Origin of the sequence: Pseudomonas sp. GV105 (genome assembly GCF_003058185.1) — a bacterium.
In the GTDB taxonomy this organism is placed as follows: Bacteria; Pseudomonadota; Gammaproteobacteria; order Pseudomonadales; family Pseudomonadaceae; genus Aquipseudomonas; species Aquipseudomonas veronii.
Genome location: NZ_QBUF01000003.1, coordinates 404,645 through 420,137 on the forward strand (window position 1 = coordinate 404,645; position 15,493 = coordinate 420,137).

20 protein-coding genes are annotated in these 15,493 nt (G+C 61.0%); 13 read left to right on the forward strand and 7 right to left on the reverse strand.

Annotation, left to right across the window (positions count from 1 at the left end):
• Positions 1-106 precede the first annotated feature (106 nt).
• Together C8K66_RS08155 and C8K66_RS08160 are read right to left on the reverse strand one after the other, a co-directional pair.
• Positions 107-793: an LrgB family protein gene (locus tag C8K66_RS08155; RefSeq protein ID WP_017847771.1), complete on the reverse strand. Its 687-nt coding sequence runs from the start codon at positions 791-793 to the stop codon at positions 107-109.
• The gene (locus tag C8K66_RS08160; RefSeq protein WP_046488242.1) at positions 783-1,169 is read right to left on the reverse strand and encodes a CidA/LrgA family protein; all 387 of its coding nucleotides are present in this window, start codon (positions 1,167-1,169) and stop codon (positions 783-785) included. Before C8K66_RS08160 ends, C8K66_RS08155 begins: the two co-directional genes overlap by 11 nt.
• A gap of 98 nt (positions 1,170-1,267) precedes the next feature.
• Between C8K66_RS08160 and C8K66_RS08165 the strand changes: the two genes are divergently transcribed.
• On the forward strand, positions 1,268-2,164 hold the full coding sequence (locus tag C8K66_RS08165) for a LysR family transcriptional regulator (protein WP_046382098.1): 897 nt from the start codon (positions 1,268-1,270) through the stop codon (positions 2,162-2,164).
• Here C8K66_RS08165 and C8K66_RS08170 read toward each other — a convergent pair.
• A complete protein-coding gene (locus C8K66_RS08170) occupies positions 2,145-2,600 on the reverse strand; it encodes a flavodoxin (RefSeq protein ID WP_108524588.1) in 456 nt (151 codons plus the stop codon). The genes C8K66_RS08165 and C8K66_RS08170 overlap by 20 nt on opposite strands.
• A gap of 129 nt (positions 2,601-2,729) precedes the next feature.
• Here C8K66_RS08170 and C8K66_RS08175 point away from each other — a divergent pair, with 129 nt between their 5' ends.
• Complete coding sequence (locus C8K66_RS08175; RefSeq protein WP_017847767.1) at positions 2,730-3,197, forward strand: PAS domain S-box protein; 468 nt, start codon at positions 2,730-2,732, stop codon at positions 3,195-3,197.
• A gap of 58 nt (positions 3,198-3,255) precedes the next feature.
• Positions 3,256-3,861 (forward strand): hypothetical protein, encoded by a 606-nt coding sequence (locus C8K66_RS08180; protein WP_017847766.1) that lies wholly within the window; start codon positions 3,256-3,258, stop codon positions 3,859-3,861.
• A 3-nt stretch (positions 3,862-3,864) separates the two neighbouring features.
• On the opposite strand, the gene C8K66_RS08185 is transcribed toward C8K66_RS08180, so the two are convergent.
• On the reverse strand, positions 3,865-4,824 hold the full coding sequence (locus tag C8K66_RS08185; RefSeq protein WP_108524590.1) for a MerR family transcriptional regulator: 960 nt from the start codon (positions 4,822-4,824) through the stop codon (positions 3,865-3,867).
• A gap of 217 nt (positions 4,825-5,041) precedes the next feature.
• Between C8K66_RS08185 and C8K66_RS08190 the strand changes: the two genes are divergently transcribed.
• The 6 genes from C8K66_RS08190 to C8K66_RS08215 are packed head-to-tail and all read left to right on the forward strand — an operon-like array spanning position 5,042 to position 7,974.
• Entirely contained in the window at positions 5,042-5,602 is a 561-nt protein-coding gene (locus tag C8K66_RS08190) for an antibiotic biosynthesis monooxygenase (RefSeq protein ID WP_046382095.1), read from the forward strand.
• A gap of 56 nt (positions 5,603-5,658) precedes the next feature.
• Entirely contained in the window at positions 5,659-6,369 is a 711-nt protein-coding gene (gene folM, locus C8K66_RS08195) for a dihydromonapterin reductase (protein WP_046382094.1), read from the forward strand.
• A gap of 20 nt (positions 6,370-6,389) precedes the next feature.
• On the forward strand, positions 6,390-6,950 hold the full coding sequence (folE, locus tag C8K66_RS08200; RefSeq protein WP_017847762.1) for a GTP cyclohydrolase I FolE: 561 nt from the start codon (positions 6,390-6,392) through the stop codon (positions 6,948-6,950).
• A gap of 2 nt (positions 6,951-6,952) precedes the next feature.
• On the forward strand, positions 6,953-7,324 hold the full coding sequence (gene folX / locus C8K66_RS08205; RefSeq protein ID WP_026140129.1) for a dihydroneopterin triphosphate 2'-epimerase: 372 nt from the start codon (positions 6,953-6,955) through the stop codon (positions 7,322-7,324).
• A gap of 22 nt (positions 7,325-7,346) precedes the next feature.
• On the forward strand, positions 7,347-7,643 hold the full coding sequence (locus C8K66_RS08210) for a DUF1244 domain-containing protein (RefSeq protein ID WP_017847760.1): 297 nt from the start codon (positions 7,347-7,349) through the stop codon (positions 7,641-7,643).
• Positions 7,636-7,974: a HopJ type III effector protein gene (locus C8K66_RS08215; protein ID WP_017847759.1), complete on the forward strand. Its 339-nt coding sequence runs from the start codon at positions 7,636-7,638 to the stop codon at positions 7,972-7,974. Before C8K66_RS08210 ends, C8K66_RS08215 begins: the two co-directional genes overlap by 8 nt.
• A gap of 209 nt (positions 7,975-8,183) precedes the next feature.
• Here C8K66_RS08215 and trxB read toward each other — a convergent pair whose 3' ends face one another.
• The gene (gene trxB, locus C8K66_RS08220; RefSeq protein WP_017847758.1) at positions 8,184-9,140 is read right to left on the reverse strand and encodes a thioredoxin-disulfide reductase; all 957 of its coding nucleotides are present in this window, start codon (positions 9,138-9,140) and stop codon (positions 8,184-8,186) included.
• 292 nt (positions 9,141-9,432) lie between these two features.
• Between trxB and cysZ the strand changes: the two genes are divergently transcribed.
• From cysZ to C8K66_RS08245, 4 genes are all read left to right on the forward strand, one after another.
• Positions 9,433-10,188, forward strand: a complete 756-nt coding sequence (gene cysZ / locus C8K66_RS08225; RefSeq protein ID WP_017847757.1) for a sulfate transporter CysZ — start codon at positions 9,433-9,435, stop codon at positions 10,186-10,188.
• 963 nt (positions 10,189-11,151) lie between these two features.
• Complete coding sequence (locus C8K66_RS08235; protein ID WP_017847755.1) at positions 11,152-12,330, forward strand: glycosyltransferase family 1 protein; 1,179 nt, start codon at positions 11,152-11,154, stop codon at positions 12,328-12,330.
• 264 nt (positions 12,331-12,594) lie between these two features.
• Positions 12,595-13,116, forward strand: a complete 522-nt coding sequence (locus C8K66_RS08240) for a hypothetical protein (RefSeq protein WP_108524594.1) — start codon at positions 12,595-12,597, stop codon at positions 13,114-13,116.
• A 241-nt stretch (positions 13,117-13,357) separates the two neighbouring features.
• Complete coding sequence (locus C8K66_RS08245; RefSeq protein WP_032804636.1) at positions 13,358-13,537, forward strand: hypothetical protein; 180 nt, start codon at positions 13,358-13,360, stop codon at positions 13,535-13,537.
• 49 nt (positions 13,538-13,586) lie between these two features.
• Here the strand turns inward: C8K66_RS08245 and C8K66_RS08250 are convergent, their stop codons facing one another.
• The gene (locus C8K66_RS08250; protein WP_057005287.1) at positions 13,587-14,690 is read right to left on the reverse strand and encodes an NADH:flavin oxidoreductase; all 1,104 of its coding nucleotides are present in this window, start codon (positions 14,688-14,690) and stop codon (positions 13,587-13,589) included.
• Between the two features lie 219 nt (positions 14,691-14,909).
• Positions 14,910-15,392 carry a glutathione peroxidase gene (locus C8K66_RS08255; protein WP_017847752.1) on the reverse strand — a complete coding sequence of 161 codons (483 nt, stop codon included), beginning with the start codon at positions 15,390-15,392 and terminating at the stop codon, positions 14,910-14,912.
• Positions 15,393-15,493 lie beyond the last annotated feature (101 nt).

Here is a 15,493-nt window from a genome sequence, read left to right on the forward strand (position 1 = left end):
AAGGGTCAGTGTAGTCAGACGTCGTGGCGCAGGTAGTTGCCTTCGCAGCCAGCTTGATGGCCGCACGAGTCAGCCATGAGAATAGTTTAAATCTGTCCAAGTCGCGTCAGAGAAGTGCCGCCAACAAAGGCGCGGCAAACAGGTTGAGCAGCCCCGTCAACACCATCATCAGGCCTGCGACAGAGCCCTCTTCGCCCCCCACTTCATGGGCCCGGCTCACGCCCGCGCCGTGCGCGCCCACCCCAAACAATGCCCCGCGTGCCAAAGGCGTGCGCAGCGGCAGCCACTTGAGCAGCACACCCCCGAGCATGGCGCCGAACACGCCGGTGAACATCACGAACACCGCCGTCAGTTCCGGCACGCCGCCGAGGTCAGAAGACATCGGCATGGCAAACGGTGTGGTGATCGAACGCGGCACCAGCGACATCGTCACCGCACTGTCCAGCGCCAGCGCCTTGGCCAGGCCGAACGAGGTGCCGATGGACGCCGCGCTGCCGGCCAGCATCCCCAGCAGCAAGGCCGACCAATACCGCGCCAGCAAACGTCGCTGCTGCCAGATCGGCACCGCGAACGCCACCGTCACTGGGCCCAGCACCAGCATCAGCCAATGGGTGTCGCTGGCGTATTCGGCATAGGCGGTGTGCATCGGCACGGCCACCGCGAGCAGCAGCGCGGGCACCAGGATCAGCGGCGACAACAGGTAGCGCCCGGTCCGACGGTAGATCCAGCGACTGAAGAAATACGCGCCCAGGGTCAGGGCAAGCCAGAACACTGGCATCAGTTCAAGCTTCATGGCGCAGCTTCCAGCGACACACCAGTTCCACGGTGAAGGCCGTCACCAGCATGACCGCCAGGGTGCTGAAGCCGATCACCAGCAGAATCCGCCAACCGTCATTGCGCACCAGGCCGCCGTAGTCCAGCAGGCTCATCAAGGCCGGAATAAAGAACAACAACATTTCCGCCATCAACACGCCCGCCCCCAGTTGCAGGGCCGCCGGCTTGACCAGACCGGTGGCGAAAGCCGCCAGCAACAGGCCCAGGCCCATCACCCCACCGGGGATGGGCCACGCCAACCAGGCCACCAGTTGCGTACCGAGCAGGTAGATGGCCAGCAGCACGACCAATTCAGTCAGCAGACGGCCGACGTGTTTGAAGCTTAAACGTTTCATGGGCTTTGGGTCCTCGTAGGCCTCCATTTTAGAGAGACCGCTTCCATCCCCACAGCGAATTGTTAGACTGCCAACTATTCCAAACTGGAATCGCACCGATGGAATTCAAACAGCTGCGCAGTTTTGTCGAAGTCATCCACCGCGGCGGTTTTACCCAGGCCGGGAAAACCCTGCACATCAGCCAGTCCGCCGTGAGCAAACAGGTCGCACAGCTGGAACACAGCCTGGGCACGCCGTTGCTCGACCGCATCGGCTCGCAGATCCGCCTGACTGCCGCCGGCCAGGTTGTGCTGCAACGCGCCGAAGCCATGCTGCGCCTGCAGAATGAGTTGCTCAGCGAGCTGGACGACATGCAGCACCTGACCCGTGGCGAGTTGCGCCTGGGCTTGCCGCAGTTGGGCGGCGATACGCTGTTTGCCGACTTGTTCGCCGAGTACCGCCGGCGCTATCCGAACGTCACCATCCAGTTGCTGGAGGGCGGCAGCCGCAGTATCGAGCAGGCGATTTTGAGCGGCGAGCTGGAAGTGGGCGGCAGCTTGAAACCCAGCGACCCGGCATTCGCCTGGCAAGACTTCTGCGATGAACCGCTGGATGCCTTGCTGCCGATGAACCACCCCTTGGCACAGAACGCCCAGGTGCGCCTGGAAGAATTGGCAGACACACCGTTCCTGATGTATCAGCGCAGCTTTGTCTTGAACGACCGCTTGACGCAGGCGTGTCAGCGAGTGGGCTTTACGCCGAAGGAAGGAGGCCGCAGCGGCCAGGCGGATTTTCTCGCCGCCCTGGTCGCGGCCGGTCAAGGCGTGGTGCTGTTGCCCAGCGTGGTCGCTCGCGGGCTGGTGCGGCCCGGGGTGGTGCGCCTCACGCTGAAGGCGCCCGACTTCCTGCGCTGGGACATCGCGTTTGTCTGGCGTGAGGGCGCCTATCTGTCGAAAGCCGCCCAGGCCTGGCTGGCGTTGTTGCGGGAGTTTCCGGTCAGCCGCGCAGGGCAGTGATCAACTCGGCCAGCCAGGGCTCGGCGTCGGTTTCCGGGGTGACGCTTTCGCTGGCGTCCAGGCGCAGCATCGGCTGCACTTCGCGCACGCCCAACTCACTGAACAGCTCACGCATATGCTCGCCGCCGGCGCAGAAGGTATCGCCATAGCTGGCGTCGCCCAGGCCGATGACCGCGCCCGGCAAACCGCGCCAGGCTGCGGGCAACTGGTCGCGAATGCTCGAATACAGCGGTTGCAGGTTGTCCGGCAGTTCGCCCATGCCGGTGGTGGACGTCACCGCCAGCAACGCCTGCGGGACGAAGGCCAACACGTCCGCCAGGGTCGCGCGCGGGTTGTGCCAGGCCTCGAAGCCGGCCGATGTAAGGATGCCGGCAGCGTGGCGGGCGACTTCTTCAGCCGTGCCGTACACCGAGCCGGAAAGAATGGCGACTCTCATCAATACTGATCCTGTCATTGAGCGAAAGCCTGGGATATTACCAGCTGGGGCAAATATTTCGGCGCGTGCCGTGCAACATTCAAGACTTGCCATAAACTGGCAGTTCAAGCACACGCCAGGGACCGCGCAATGATTAACGCCAAGCTGCTGCAAATGGTCGTCAACGCTTCCAACGACGGGATTGTCGTGGCCGAGCGGGAAGGCCGGGACAAACCGCTGATCTACGTCAACCCGGCATTCGAGCGCCTGACCGGTTACACCCTGGACGACGTCCTGTATCAGGACTGCCGCTTCCTGCAGTCTGGCGACCGTGACCAACCGGCGCTGATGGCCATTCGCGAAGCACTGGACAGCGGCGGCGCCTGCCGGGAAATCCTGCGCAACTATCGCAAGGACGGCAGCCACTTCTGGAACGAGCTGTCGCTTTCAACGGTGTACAACCATGCCGACAAGCAGACCTATTTCGTCGGCGTGCAAAAGGACGTGACCTTGCAGGTCAAGGCCCAGCAGCGCGTCGCGCAATTGGAGGCGGAGTTGGCGCAGGTCAAGGCCGAGCTGGCAGCGATCAAGGCGACGAGCGGATCTAACAAAACTTAGAAAATGATGTCTTTAGAGCGGATAATGGCGTTTTAACACTCTCCCTTGAGCAAGATCAATGCAACGCGACGCGCTTCTGACTCAGGACGAGTTGGATTTCATTCAGGACATGCAGCACAACCCCCAACTCAACCTGCGGGATGCATCGTCGAGCCTGACCGTCAACGGCGCTGCGCAGCTTCGCGATTTGCTCACTCGGCTGGCCGCCCACGATCACGTCACCCTCCAGGCGCAATTCGACAACCAGCAACTCACCTTCCCGCTGCAGTTGGTGGAAGACGAGTTTCATGCTGTGCATTTACGCCTGGGCGTACCGAGCATTTTTGAAGACGGGCCGATGATTCGTCCGTGGCGCCTGGCTCTTGAAACGCCAGTGGCGCTGGAAAATGTCAGGGGCAACCCGAGTGCGCTGTGGGTGCATGAGGTTTCGTTCAAGGGCGTGCTGGTGGAGATCCGCGGCCGGATCAAGACGCCGAAGACCTTTGCCCTGTGGTTCAGCCCTTCCGGCTATGAACGCATTGCACTGCGCGGCACGCTGGAGCGGGAAACCGCACGGGGACTGTTTGCCTATCGCCTGGGCCAGAACAACCCGGATGAGACCGAGCGCCTGCGCCAATTCATCCTGCACCAGCACCGCCTGGTACATCCGCAGATGCACGCCTGATCTTCAGGTATCCAGGTTACCGCTGAGAAATTGCTGCAAGCGCCGTTGCATCAAGCGTCCTTCATTGCCCAGGCAGCCAACGGCGGAGCCCGTCAGATCGGCCTGGGCCAGGTCTGACGCGGCACCGGCAAGAAACAGCGGGCAATCGAGGGTCAACGCCAGGCGGTTCAAACGCCCGGCCAACGCTTGGGTGTGTGAGTAATTGGAGAAGAGGACCAGCGCCTCGGGTTGCGTCTTTTCACACACCAGCGTCAATTCATCGAAAGGCTGACCCATCCCCAGCACCTTCACGGCCAGATCGTCTCGACCGATCAACAGCCCCGCCACCAGCAATTCCAATTTACGGCACTCGCCGGGAATGGCCGCGAGCAACACCCGTGGCGCCGCTGACGCACACGCCAGTTGCAAACGCTGCAACACCCGCACCCGCAGGAAGTTGTCGAAGAACAGCCATTCACTGGCTTGGCCGAAGCGCCCCTGATGACGCAACAGGTCGTTCCAAAGAGGCATCAGGATGTCCTGGAACGCGACGTTGAGCGGGTAGGTGGCGATCACCTGGTTGTACAGTTGCTCCAGTTGACGATCATCGAACGCGCCCACGGCCAGCACCAGGCGCGCCTGCCATTGCGGCCATTCGCCTAGCTCGACCGTGTCGTGCTCGACACGCACGGCGGCGGCCTGCTGATCGTCACGCGCAAGGATCTTGCCCACTTTGCTCACGGCCACGCCACGCTCGATCCAATCGACAATGCGATGAACCGTTTGAATATCGGCCCTGGAGTACAGACGATGCCCGCTTTCGGTGCGCGTGGGTTGAATCAGGCCGTAACGCCGCTCCCAGGCACGCAGGGTGACCGGGTTGATGCCCGTCAATCTCGACACGTCACGAATCGGAAACAACTCATCGGAATCGGCAGGGCTGGGGGCGATGGATTCGCGAATAGGAGCAATGATTTCGGGCATCAGAGGTCATGAACGTCCGTTTGAAAGTGAGTCCCATTTAACGCCTTTACCGCGATGTATATCAAGGTGTGTACCTAATGGACCAATGCTGCTGGTGTATTTCTGCAAAACAGGAATAATCCTTGCTTACCGATAAAGCGTCGCTGCAACACCCCCGCAGCGTCGTCTGTGTGCCACCTACCCGGTTCAGCGCACCCGTTCTATTTGGAGATACACAATGTCTACCTCACCCGTCACCCTGATGGTTGCGCGCCGCGTGGCCAAGGGCCGCTACGAAGAGTTGATGGCCTGGCTGCGCGAAGGCGAGCGACTGGCCACTGACTTCCCCGGCTACCTGGGCTCCGGCGTCCTCGCACCACCGCCCCTTGATGATGAATTTCAGATTATTTTCCGCTTCGCCGACGAAAAAACCCTGCATGCCTGGGAATTTTCCGCCTCACGCAGCGCGTGGCTGAGCCGGGGCAGCGAGCTGTTTGCCGACCCGTCCGAGCATCGCGTGCGTGGCATCGATGGCTGGTTCGGGGCTGCGGGTACACGGCCGCCGCGCTGGAAACAGGCGGTGGCGATCTGGCTGGCGTTTTTCCCGGTGTCGTTGCTGTTCAACTTCGGCCTGGGGCCATTGCTCGGCGGGCTGGACCTGTTCAGCCGCGTGCTGGTCAGCACCTTGGCGCTCACTCCGCTGATGGTCTACTTGTTCATTCCACTCTCGACCCACCTGCTGGCCAACTGGTTGCACCCTTCGCCGCCACGCGCCAAGGCCAGCGAAGCCGCGGCGTGAGTACAGGGGGGCTCGTCACTGGTATGATTTGACCCTGCCAGCGACTTGAGCCTCCCATGACTGCAACGAACGCCCCGATCCTGATCACCGGCGCCGGCCAGCGCGTCGGCCTGCATTGTGCCGAACGCCTGCTCGACGAGGGCCACTCGGTGCTTTTCAGCTACCGCAGCGAACGCCCCGGCGTGCAGGCGCTACGCGAGCGTGGTGCGATCGGCGTGTTTGCCGACTTCTCCAGCGAAGCCGGGATTCTTGCGTTTATCGCCGAGTTGAAGCGTCATACCCAAAGCCTGCGCGCGATCATCCACAACGCTTCGGCCTGGATCGCGGAAACCCCAGGCGACGAAAGCCGTGCCTTTACCGACATGTTCAGCGTACACATGCTTGCGCCGTACCTGATCAACCTGCATTGTTCACCCTTGCTGCATCGCTCTTCACCCGCCGACATCGTGCATATCAGCGATGATGTGGTGCGCAAGGGCAGCCGCCAGCACATCGCCTACTGCGCCACCAAGGCCGGGCTCGACAGCCTCACGCTGTCGTTTGCCGCGCAGTTTGCGCCGCTGATCAAAGTCAACGGCATCGCCCCGGCGATGGTGATGTTCAACGAAGGCGACGACGCGGCCTACCGTACCCAAGTACTGGCCAAGTCGGCACTGGGCATCGAGCCCGGGCCCGAGGTGATTTACCAGAGCGTGCGTTACCTGCTGGACAACCCCTACGTCACCGGTACCACCCTGACCGTCAACGGTGGGCGGCATATCAAGTAAGCCGTTTGTGAGGATGTTGTATGACCTTATCCCTGCCCCACCACTATCGCGAGATCCTTAAAGGCCTGGGTGAAGACCCGGAACGCGAAGGCCTGCTCGACACCCCCAAGCGTGCCGCCAAAGCCATGCAATACCTGTGTCATGGCTACGAGCAAAACCTCGAAGAGATCGTCAACGGTGCGCTGTTCGCCTCCGACAATGACGAGATGGTGATCCTCAAGGACATCGAACTGTACTCGCTGTGCGAGCACCACCTGCTGCCCTTTATCGGCAAGGCTCATGTGGCCTATATTCCGACCGGCAGGGTGCTGGGCCTGTCGAAGCTGGCGCGCATCGTCGACATGTTCGCGCGGCGCCTGCAGATCCAGGAAAACCTCACGCGGCAAATCGCCGACGCCATCCAGGACGTGACCCAGGCCTCCGGCGTGGCGGTGGTGATCGAAGCCAAGCACATGTGCATGATGATGCGCGGCGTGGAAAAACAGAATTCAACCATGAACACCTCGGTGATGCTCGGCGCGTTCCGCGAGTCGAACACCACGCGCATGGAGTTCCTGCAACTGATTGGACGGAGCAAGTAGCAATGCCACAACTTCAACCAGGCATGGCGCGCATCCGGGTCAAGGACCTGTGCCTGCGCACCTATATCGGCATCAACGAGGATGAAATCCTCAACAAGCAGGATGTGCTGATCAACCTGACCATCCTGTATGCCGCCCAGGACGCCGTGCGCGACAACGATATCGACCACGCGTTGAACTACCGCACCATCACCAAGGCAATCATTGCCCACGTCGAAGGCAACCGCTTCGCCCTGCTGGAGCGCCTGACCCAGGAACTGCTGGACCTGGTGATGAGCAACGAGTCGGTGCTGTATGCCGAAGTCGAAGTGGACAAGCCCCACGCGCTGCGCTTTGCCGAATCGGTTTCGATTACCCTGGCGGCCAGCCGCTAACCCCTGGATTTACGTGAGCCCTATGACCGATCAACAACGCCTCGAACTCGAAGCCGCCGCCTTTCGGCGGCTGGTCGCACACCTGGACAGCCGCAAGGATGTGCAGAATATCGACCTGATGAACCTCGCCGGCTTCTGCCGCAACTGCCTGTCCAAGTGGTACAAGGCCGAGGCCGACGAGCGCCAGATCGCGCTGAGCCTCGATGACGCGCGTGAAGTGGTGTACGGCATGCCGTATGCCGAGTGGAAAGCCCAATACCAGCAAGAAGCCAGCGCCGAACAACAGGCGGCGTTCGCCAAAGGAAAACCCCATGACTGACCTGAACACCCTGCGCGCCAGCCTCGACAGCGGCGAACATCTCTTCGCCGACACCTTGGCCTTCGTTGCCGCCGGTTACGACTACCAGCCGCAAGCCTTCACCAACGGCACCGTGGAAAACGCCGCCGGGCAGAACGAAGGTTCGTGCAAGACCCTGGGCCTGGCCTTGCTGGAAGGGTTGAGCGACCAGCACGCCTTGTTGGCGTTTGGCGAGCATTACCGTTCGGTGGTCGCCACGCCTGAGGGCAGTGACCATGGCAATATTCGGGCGTTGATCGCGCACGGGTTGGCGGGTGTGAAGTTTGACCAGCAACCTCTGACTCGCCGCTGATCCAACGTGCAAACCCGATTTAATGTGGGAACTGGCTTACCTGCGATGGCGGCGGTAAATCCTGCATAGACGTTGGCTGACACACCGCTATCGCAGGCAAGCCAGCTCCCACAGTGATTGGATTACCAAATTGAGATAGCGATGGATCATCAAATCCCGCGCATAAAAAACCGGCTTTCGCCGGTTTTTTCATTTCAGCGGGTTCAGACCTAAGCGTTCTGCAAACCGTCGAGGTACCGCTCGGCATCCAGGGCCGCCATGCAACCGGCGCCGGCCGAGGTGATGGCCTGGCGGTACACGTGGTCAGCCACGTCACCGGCGGCGAAGATGCCTTCGATGTTGGTCGCCGTGGCATTGCCTTCGCGACCGCCCTGCACCACCAGGTAACCGTCTTTGGCGTCCAGCACGCCTTCGAACAACGAAGTGTTCGGCGTGTGGCCGATGGCGATGAACACGCCGTCGACTGTCAGCTCGTCGAAGCTGCCGTCGTTGTTTTTCAGGCGCGCACCGGTCACGCCCATGTTGTCGCCGAGGACTTCATCCAGGGTGGCGTTGAGCTTGAGGATGATCTTGCCTTCAGCCACACGCGCGTGCAGCTTGTCGATCAGGATCTTCTCGGCGCGGAAGGTTTCGCGACGGTGAATCAGGGTCACGGTGCTGGCGATGTTGGCCAGGTACAGCGCCTCTTCCACGGCCGTGTTGCCACCGCCGACCACAGCGACCGGCTTGTTGCGGTAGAAGAAACCGTCGCACGTCGCGCAGGCGGACACGCCCTTGCCCATGAACGCTTCTTCCGACGGCAGGCCCAGGTAACGGGCGCTGGCGCCGGTCGCGATGATCAGCGCGTCACAGGTGTAGACGCCGCTGTCGCCGGTCAGGCTGTAAGGCTTTTTCGAGAAGTCGACCTGGTTGATGTGGTCAAACACGATCTCGGTTTCGAAGCGCTCGGCGTGCTCTTTCATACGCTCCATCAGCACCGGGCCGGTCAGACCGTGGACGTCGCCCGGCCAGTTGTCGACTTCAGTGGTGGTGGTCAACTGACCGCCCGCTTGCATGCCGGTGATCAGCAGTGGCTTGAGGTTGGCTCGGGCAGCGTAGACGGCAGCGCTGTAACCGGCAGGGCCGGAACCGAGAATAATCACTCGCGAATGACGGGTATCAGACATGACTCGCTCCTGTCGACCGCCCGGACAACAAGGCGGCTGGAATAAAAAAGGACCGCGAAGCACTTGGGGAAGGCTTGAACTCGCAGATCCTGAAAATAATGGGTGCAGCGTATAGAGGGGGGCAAGATTAAGGAAATACGGAATAACAATCCAGCTCATAGGCAGTATCTATGCAGCAGGCCCAACTGATCGACGCGTTTGTTTCTGCTGATGTCCTGGCATTGCGCGTGCTTTCGTCCTGAAGGCAAAGCCGGTAAGGTCGGCGCGTTCGTCATTCTGCTCGGAGTTCTCCATGCCCGCCCCTGTTCTTTCCGGTCCGCAATACCTGCGTGAAGGCCTCAAACTGGTGTTGAGCCCCGGCCTGCGCCTGTTTGTGCTGCTGCCGCTGGCGATCAACCTGGTGCTGTTCGTCGGCCTGATCTATTTCGCCGGCCATCAGTTCAGCCTGTGGGTCGACGCGTTGATGCCGACGCTGCCCGGCTGGCTGAGTTTCCTCAGCTATATCCTGTGGCCGCTGTTCGTGGTGCTGGTGGTGTTGATGGTGTTTTTCACCTTCACCATGCTCGCCAATGTCATCGCTGCGCCGTTCAACGGTTTTCTCGCGGAGAAAGTTGAAGTGGTGGTGCGTGGCACCGACGATTTCCCGCCGTTCAGTTGGGCCGAGCTGGTGGCGATGGTCCCGCGCACCCTGGCGCGGGAGATGCGCAAGCTGGGCTACTTCCTGCCGCGGGCCATCGGCCTGTTTATCCTGTCGTTCATTCCGGTGGTCAACCTGATCGCCGCGCCGTTGTGGCTGCTGTTCGGCGTGTGGATGATGGCGATTCAATACATCGACTACCCGGCCGACAACCACAAGCTGGGCTGGAACGAAATGCTCGCCTGGCTGCGCCAGAAACGCTGGCAGAGCATGAGCTTCGGCGGCAGCGTCTACCTGGTGCTGCTGGTGCCGGTGGTCAACCTGCTGATGATGCCGGCGGCGGTGGCCGGGGCGACGTTGTTCTGGGTGCGCGAGCAAGGTGCCGAGACGGCGTTGAACACACCGCGATAACGGTACGCTGGCCGGTCGACCGTTGCCGGAACTGATTGTTTTTTGAGGCCACACAACCTGAGCCGACCTTGGGGCAACCGAGGTCGGCAACCAAACCCGTGACAACAGGAGCCTCACAATGATCAGCACGCTTCCCAACCTGCCAACAAACACAGGACTCAGGATCGACCCGCCTCCCAGCGGGCCACCCCGCACCCCACCCAGCGTCCCGCCATCAAAACCAGGACCCAGGTTCGGGCCAATGCTTCCCGACTTTCCATTCAGGGACCAGAATACAAAACCACCAGGCCTGCCCGGCCCGCTTCCCGACTTTCCATCCAGGGACCAGAATCCAAAACCACCAGGCAGGCCCGGCCCGCTTCCCGACGTTCCATCCAGGGACCAGAATCCAAAACCACCAGGCAGGCCCGGCCCGCTTCCCGACTTTCCATCCAGGGACCAGAATACAAAACCACCAGGCCTGCCCGGCCCGCGTCCCGACTTTCAATCCAGGGACCAGAATACAAAACCACCAGGCCTGCCCGGCCCGCTTCCCGACTATCCATCCAGGGACCAGAATACAAAACCACCAGGCAGGCCCGGCCCGCTTCCCGACTTTCCATTCAGGGACCAGAATACAAAACCACCAGGCCTGCCCGGCCCGCTTCCCGACTTTCAATCCAGGGACCAGAATACAAAACCAACAGACAGTAGCTCGATCAGCGTGCCCCCAAACGCGAACGGGACTCTGAACCCTGGCGACCGTGAATTCGGCCCGCAAAATAAAGTGCTCGGTGTGCAAGATACGAGCTATGTCACGCCGTCTAAAATCACCTTCTGAGCCCCCCAGGCCAGCGATCTGCACAGAGCCGAAGGGCTCTGTGCTTAAAGGATTGGCGCATTGCCGCCTGCCGCCAATGCCCGTCATAAATCCATCATCTGTATGACACATCGGCGACACAGCCCACAGCGACACTGTGGGTCATGACGACAGCTTCGCTTCACATCACTCTGATTACCGAAACCTTCCCGCCAGAGATCAACGGGGTGGCCAATACATTGGGTCGCCTGTGCGAGGGTTTGCGCGCGCGCGGCCATCAGGTCGAACTGGTGCGCCCGCGCCAAGGCATTGACCAAAGCCGCCCCAGCGACAACGAATTGCTGCTGTGCCGCGGTTGGCCGCTGCCCGGCTATCCAGGCCTGCAATGGGGCCAGTCGTCGATGCACAAGCTGCTGCGCCGCTGGACACGCCAACGCCCGGACGTGCTGTATATCGCCACAGAAGGACCGCTCGGGTTGTCGGCACTACGTGCAGCGCGTCGCTTGGGGATCAGCGTGGTCAGCGGTTTTCACACCAATTTCCAGCAGTACTCGAACCAGTACGGCCTGAGCATGTTGAGCCGCGTGGTCACGCACTACCTGCGCTGGTTTCATAACCGCTCGACCTTGACCCTGGTACCCAGCGCCAGCCAACGCCTGGAGCTGGAGCGCCGCCACTTCGAACGCCTGGGGATGTTGTCGCGCGGGGTCGACAGCCAGTTGTTCCACCCGGCCAAGCGCGATAACGCCTTGCGCGAAAGCTGGGGCCTGGGCAATGACGATATTGCAGTGCTGCACGTCGGGCGCCTGGCGCAGGAAAAGAACCTGGGCATGCTCAAGCGCTGCTTCGATGCCTTGCGCAGTACTTATCCACAGCGTCGCCTGCAACTGATCGTGGTCGGCGACGGACCGCAACGCGCGCTGCTCGAGCACGACCTGCCGCACGCCATATTCTGCGGCACCCAGCGCGGCGAAGAACTGGCGCGACACTACGCCTCGGGAGACCTGTTCCTGTTTCCCAGCCTGACCGAAACCTTCGGCAACGTGGTGTTGGAAGCCATGGCCTCCGGACTCGCGGTGGTGGCATATGACCAGGCGGCCGCGACCCAGCATATCCGCCACGGTTACAACGGCGTGCTGGCGATGCCCGGCGATGAGGAAGCGTTCTGCGACGCGGCCAATTGGCTGCTGGAAGATCGCGAGCATTTGCGCAGGGCCCGCCTCAATGCGCGCCATCATGCCAGTCACCAGGGCTGGCCGGCGATCATCGAGCAGTTCGAGAACCAGTTACGCGATGTGTGCGCAGAACCGTTGGCCGCTCCAACGCAGCCTTATGTTCGTTGAACGATCTGCGAATAACGTCAGTTAGTTCGCCTTCCCTCCAGCCTTCCCCCTGAATAACGGCTTCATCATTAGGATTTTTTACCTGAAGCCATCGGAGTCGGCACGCCACAACAGGATATTTCCGGAACGTCGCGCGATTTATCGCCACCTACATGACACCTGCCAAGGAAGAGGTGTCTGTCTCTGGACGCACTCAAAAAAGGCAGGTCATTCATGATGAAACATTAATTAGAGAGCACTATGTCGACACTGATAAATGGATCAATGGCGCTGCGATTCCAACCGTTCAACACGCCCACTCAAGGGCCGACAGACACCTGCCCATCCAACAGCGCCCAGTACGATCACGGACGACCGTCACACCCACAGCCCTATAACGCGAACCACGGCTGGAACCGCCCGCAGCCGGCACGTCCGGGCAACCAGTGGCAACGCCCGCAACCGTCGCGCCCTGGAAACGATTGGCAGCCGCCGCAGAACGACTGGCAGCGCCCGCCACAGAACGGCGGCTATCGCCCGCAACCCACACACCCTGGAAACAACTGGCAGCCGCCGCAGAATGACTGGCAGCGTCCGCCGCACAACGACGGCTATCGCCCGCAACCCACACGCCCGGAAAACAACTGGCAGCCGCCGCAGAATCAATGGGAACGTCCGCACAACGGCAGCGGCTATCGCCCACAGTTCACTGACCGCCCGTCAACGCATGACGGTCAAGCATCCTACGCCACCACGCAATATGCAGCGGTCCATTCCGAACGGGCGGAAGATGCCTACTACGGTTAATCCGGATAGGCCAACAACAAGACAATAGGCCTTGAAAAACCCAACGCGCTGAAAACCGGCGGGAGGCCGGGCGCTGTCTACCCGGCCTCCCGCCCGAGCTAGCGGACCGTGTTGCACACCGATTGCCATAGGTTGCGCAAGATTTACTCGATATTTCCCCCTGGAACGGCGAACGGTGGATGACCAATCATAGATACCTGCTGCTAACGCAGGTCCCTTAGATCAATGGAGACCCTGAGATATGGCAATTTACGGAATGGGAGTGCGCAATGGCATCAACATGCCAACCGCAGAGTGGACGCGTCAGCAACAATGGCTGGATCAGTCTCGAGCAGCACCGCCCACTTATGACCAGGCTGCGCGCCAAGACGGGCACAAGACCGATCACCGCCAGGAGCTGCGCAAGTCAGTAGAGTATTGACCGCTCCAACTGAACAGCTCCCGGTGGCAACCACCGGGAGCCCGGCCCGTTACACCAGGGTCGTCAACGCCTCACGACTGAACGGCAAGATGTCGCCCTCGCGGTGTTCGCGGACCTTCACCGCCCAATCCGGGTCCACCAGCAGGGCACGGCCGACGGCGACCAGGTCAAACTCATCGTTGTTCAAACGCTCCAGCAGCTTCTCCAGGCTGGCCGGTTGCGCAACCTTGTCAGTGTTGACCATAAACTGCAGGAACTCGCCATCCAGGCCGACGCTGCCGACAGTGATGGTCGGCTTGCCGGTGAGCTGGCGGGTCCAGCCGGCCAGGTTGAGGTTGGAACCTTCGAACTCCGGCTCCCAGAAGCGCCGGGTAGAGCAGTGGAAAATATCCACGCCGGCGTCGGACAGCGGCTTGAGAAACTCGCCCAAAGCCTCGGGGGTTTGCACCAGGCGCGCGGTGTAGTCCTGCTGCTTCCACTGGGAAAAACGCAGGATGATCGGAAAATCCGAGCCGACGGCGGCACGAATGGCCTGGATCAGTTCGATGGCAAAGCGCGAACGGTTGGCCAGGCTGCCGCCGTATTCGTCGCTGCGCTGGTTGCTGCCTTCCCAGAAGAACTGGTCCACCAGGTAACCATGGGCGCCGTGGATCTCCACGCCGTCCATGCCGATGCGCTGGGCGTCCCTGGCCGCCTGGGCGAAGGCGGCAATCACGTCCTTGATGTCCTGATGGGTCATGCCGTGGACAACCACGTTGCCATCCTTGAGTTTTTCCATCGGTCCGTAGGCCGGTACGCTGGCATCCGGCTCGGTACCGATGCGGCGCACGCTGCCCACATGCCACAACTGCGGGACGATCTTGCCGCCTTCGGCATGCACGGCATCGACCACTTTCTTCCAGCCCGCCAGCGCCGCTTCACCATAGAAGTGCGGGACATTGGGATAGCCGTTGGACGCCGGGTGATCGACCACGGTGCCTTCGGTGATGATCAGGCCCACACCCGCCGCGGCGCGGCGGCGGTAGTACTCGATGACTTTGGAATTGGGGACACCGCCCGGGGAAAACGAACGGGTCATCGGCGCCATTACCACACGACTCGACAGTTGCAGCGTTCCGAGGTGGAACGGTTTGAACAAGGCTTGGACAGGCATGGCAACACTCCACGAAAGACGGTTTTTATGATGCCTATAATATGGCGCGTGCAGCGTGCTGAGTAGCACTATTGATCAGGGTGATTAAGGCTTAGAAATGCCGGACACCTGTAGGAGCGAGCTGGCTCGCGAAAATCGTCAACGATAACGCGTTCATACTGGATCAACGCGGTGCGCCTGGATTTTTCGCGAGCACGCTCACGCCTACAGGTCAGGGGATCAGCTCAGGGCTTTTTCGATGGCCTGGACGACGGCCGGATCATCCGGTGCCGTTCGCGGCGAGAAACGCGCAAGCACCCGCCCGTCTTTGCCCAGCAGGAATTTCTCGAAGTTCCAGGTGATGTCCCCAGGAAACTCGGCGCCCTCGCCCGCCAACAAGCGGTACAACTGGTGACGCTCAGGGCCGTTCACATCGAGTTTGCTGCCCAGCGGAAAGCTCACCCCGTAATTGAGGCTGCAGAATTCCTGGATGTCTTTCTCGGTCCCCGGTTCCTGGCCCGCAAACTGGTTGCAGGGCAGGCCGAGTACGGTAAACCCCTGGTCCTTGTACTGCTGATAGAGGTTTTCCAACGCCGCGTATTGCGGGGTCAAGCCACATTTGGAGGCCACGTTGACCACCAGCACAACTTTGCCCTTGAAGGGCGCCAGTGGCAGCTCTTGTCCGTCCAACGCTTTGAGTTTCAGGTCGTGGAAAGCACTCATGACGAACTCCAGATATCCCATGTTCTTTGCATTGCGGCTCTTCGAGATTACAACCCGCAAGCCTGCAATCATAGACGCCGATTACAAAACTCGCCTGCGGA

Bases quoted from the DNA above. Each gene is read 5' to 3' on its own strand.
- C8K66_RS08160 (WP_046488242.1), bottom strand. From the start codon at position 1,169: ATGAAACGTTTAAGCTTCAAACACGTCGGCCGTCTGCTGACTGAATTG.
- C8K66_RS08215 (WP_017847759.1), top strand. From the start codon at position 7,636: ATGACTGACCTGAACACCCTGCGCGCCAGCCTCGACAGCGGCGAACAT.
- folX (WP_026140129.1), top strand. From the start codon at position 6,953: ATGCCACAACTTCAACCAGGCATGGCGCGCATCCGGGTCAAGGACCTG.
- folE (WP_017847762.1), top strand. From the start codon at position 6,390: ATGACCTTATCCCTGCCCCACCACTATCGCGAGATCCTTAAAGGCCTG.
- C8K66_RS08165 (WP_046382098.1), top strand. From the start codon at position 1,268: ATGGAATTCAAACAGCTGCGCAGTTTTGTCGAAGTCATCCACCGCGGC.
- cysZ (WP_017847757.1), top strand. From the start codon at position 9,433: ATGCCCGCCCCTGTTCTTTCCGGTCCGCAATACCTGCGTGAAGGCCTC.
- C8K66_RS08185 (WP_108524590.1), bottom strand. From the start codon at position 4,824: ATGCCCGAAATCATTGCTCCTATTCGCGAATCCATCGCCCCCAGCCCT.
- C8K66_RS08235 (WP_017847755.1), top strand. From the start codon at position 11,152: ATGACGACAGCTTCGCTTCACATCACTCTGATTACCGAAACCTTCCCG.
- C8K66_RS08170 (WP_108524588.1), bottom strand. From the start codon at position 2,600: ATGAGAGTCGCCATTCTTTCCGGCTCGGTGTACGGCACGGCTGAAGAA.
- trxB (WP_017847758.1), bottom strand. From the start codon at position 9,140: ATGTCTGATACCCGTCATTCGCGAGTGATTATTCTCGGTTCCGGCCCT.
- C8K66_RS08245 (WP_032804636.1), top strand. From the start codon at position 13,358: ATGGCAATTTACGGAATGGGAGTGCGCAATGGCATCAACATGCCAACC.
- C8K66_RS08180 (WP_017847766.1), top strand. From the start codon at position 3,256: ATGCAACGCGACGCGCTTCTGACTCAGGACGAGTTGGATTTCATTCAG.
- C8K66_RS08175 (WP_017847767.1), top strand. From the start codon at position 2,730: ATGATTAACGCCAAGCTGCTGCAAATGGTCGTCAACGCTTCCAACGAC.
- C8K66_RS08250 (WP_057005287.1), bottom strand. From the start codon at position 14,690: ATGCCTGTCCAAGCCTTGTTCAAACCGTTCCACCTCGGAACGCTGCAA.
- C8K66_RS08240 (WP_108524594.1), top strand. From the start codon at position 12,595: ATGGCGCTGCGATTCCAACCGTTCAACACGCCCACTCAAGGGCCGACA.
- C8K66_RS08190 (WP_046382095.1), top strand. From the start codon at position 5,042: ATGTCTACCTCACCCGTCACCCTGATGGTTGCGCGCCGCGTGGCCAAG.
- C8K66_RS08255 (WP_017847752.1), bottom strand. From the start codon at position 15,392: ATGAGTGCTTTCCACGACCTGAAACTCAAAGCGTTGGACGGACAAGAG.
- folM (WP_046382094.1), top strand. From the start codon at position 5,659: ATGACTGCAACGAACGCCCCGATCCTGATCACCGGCGCCGGCCAGCGC.
- C8K66_RS08155 (WP_017847771.1), bottom strand. From the start codon at position 793: ATGAAGCTTGAACTGATGCCAGTGTTCTGGCTTGCCCTGACCCTGGGC.
- C8K66_RS08210 (WP_017847760.1), top strand. From the start codon at position 7,347: ATGACCGATCAACAACGCCTCGAACTCGAAGCCGCCGCCTTTCGGCGG.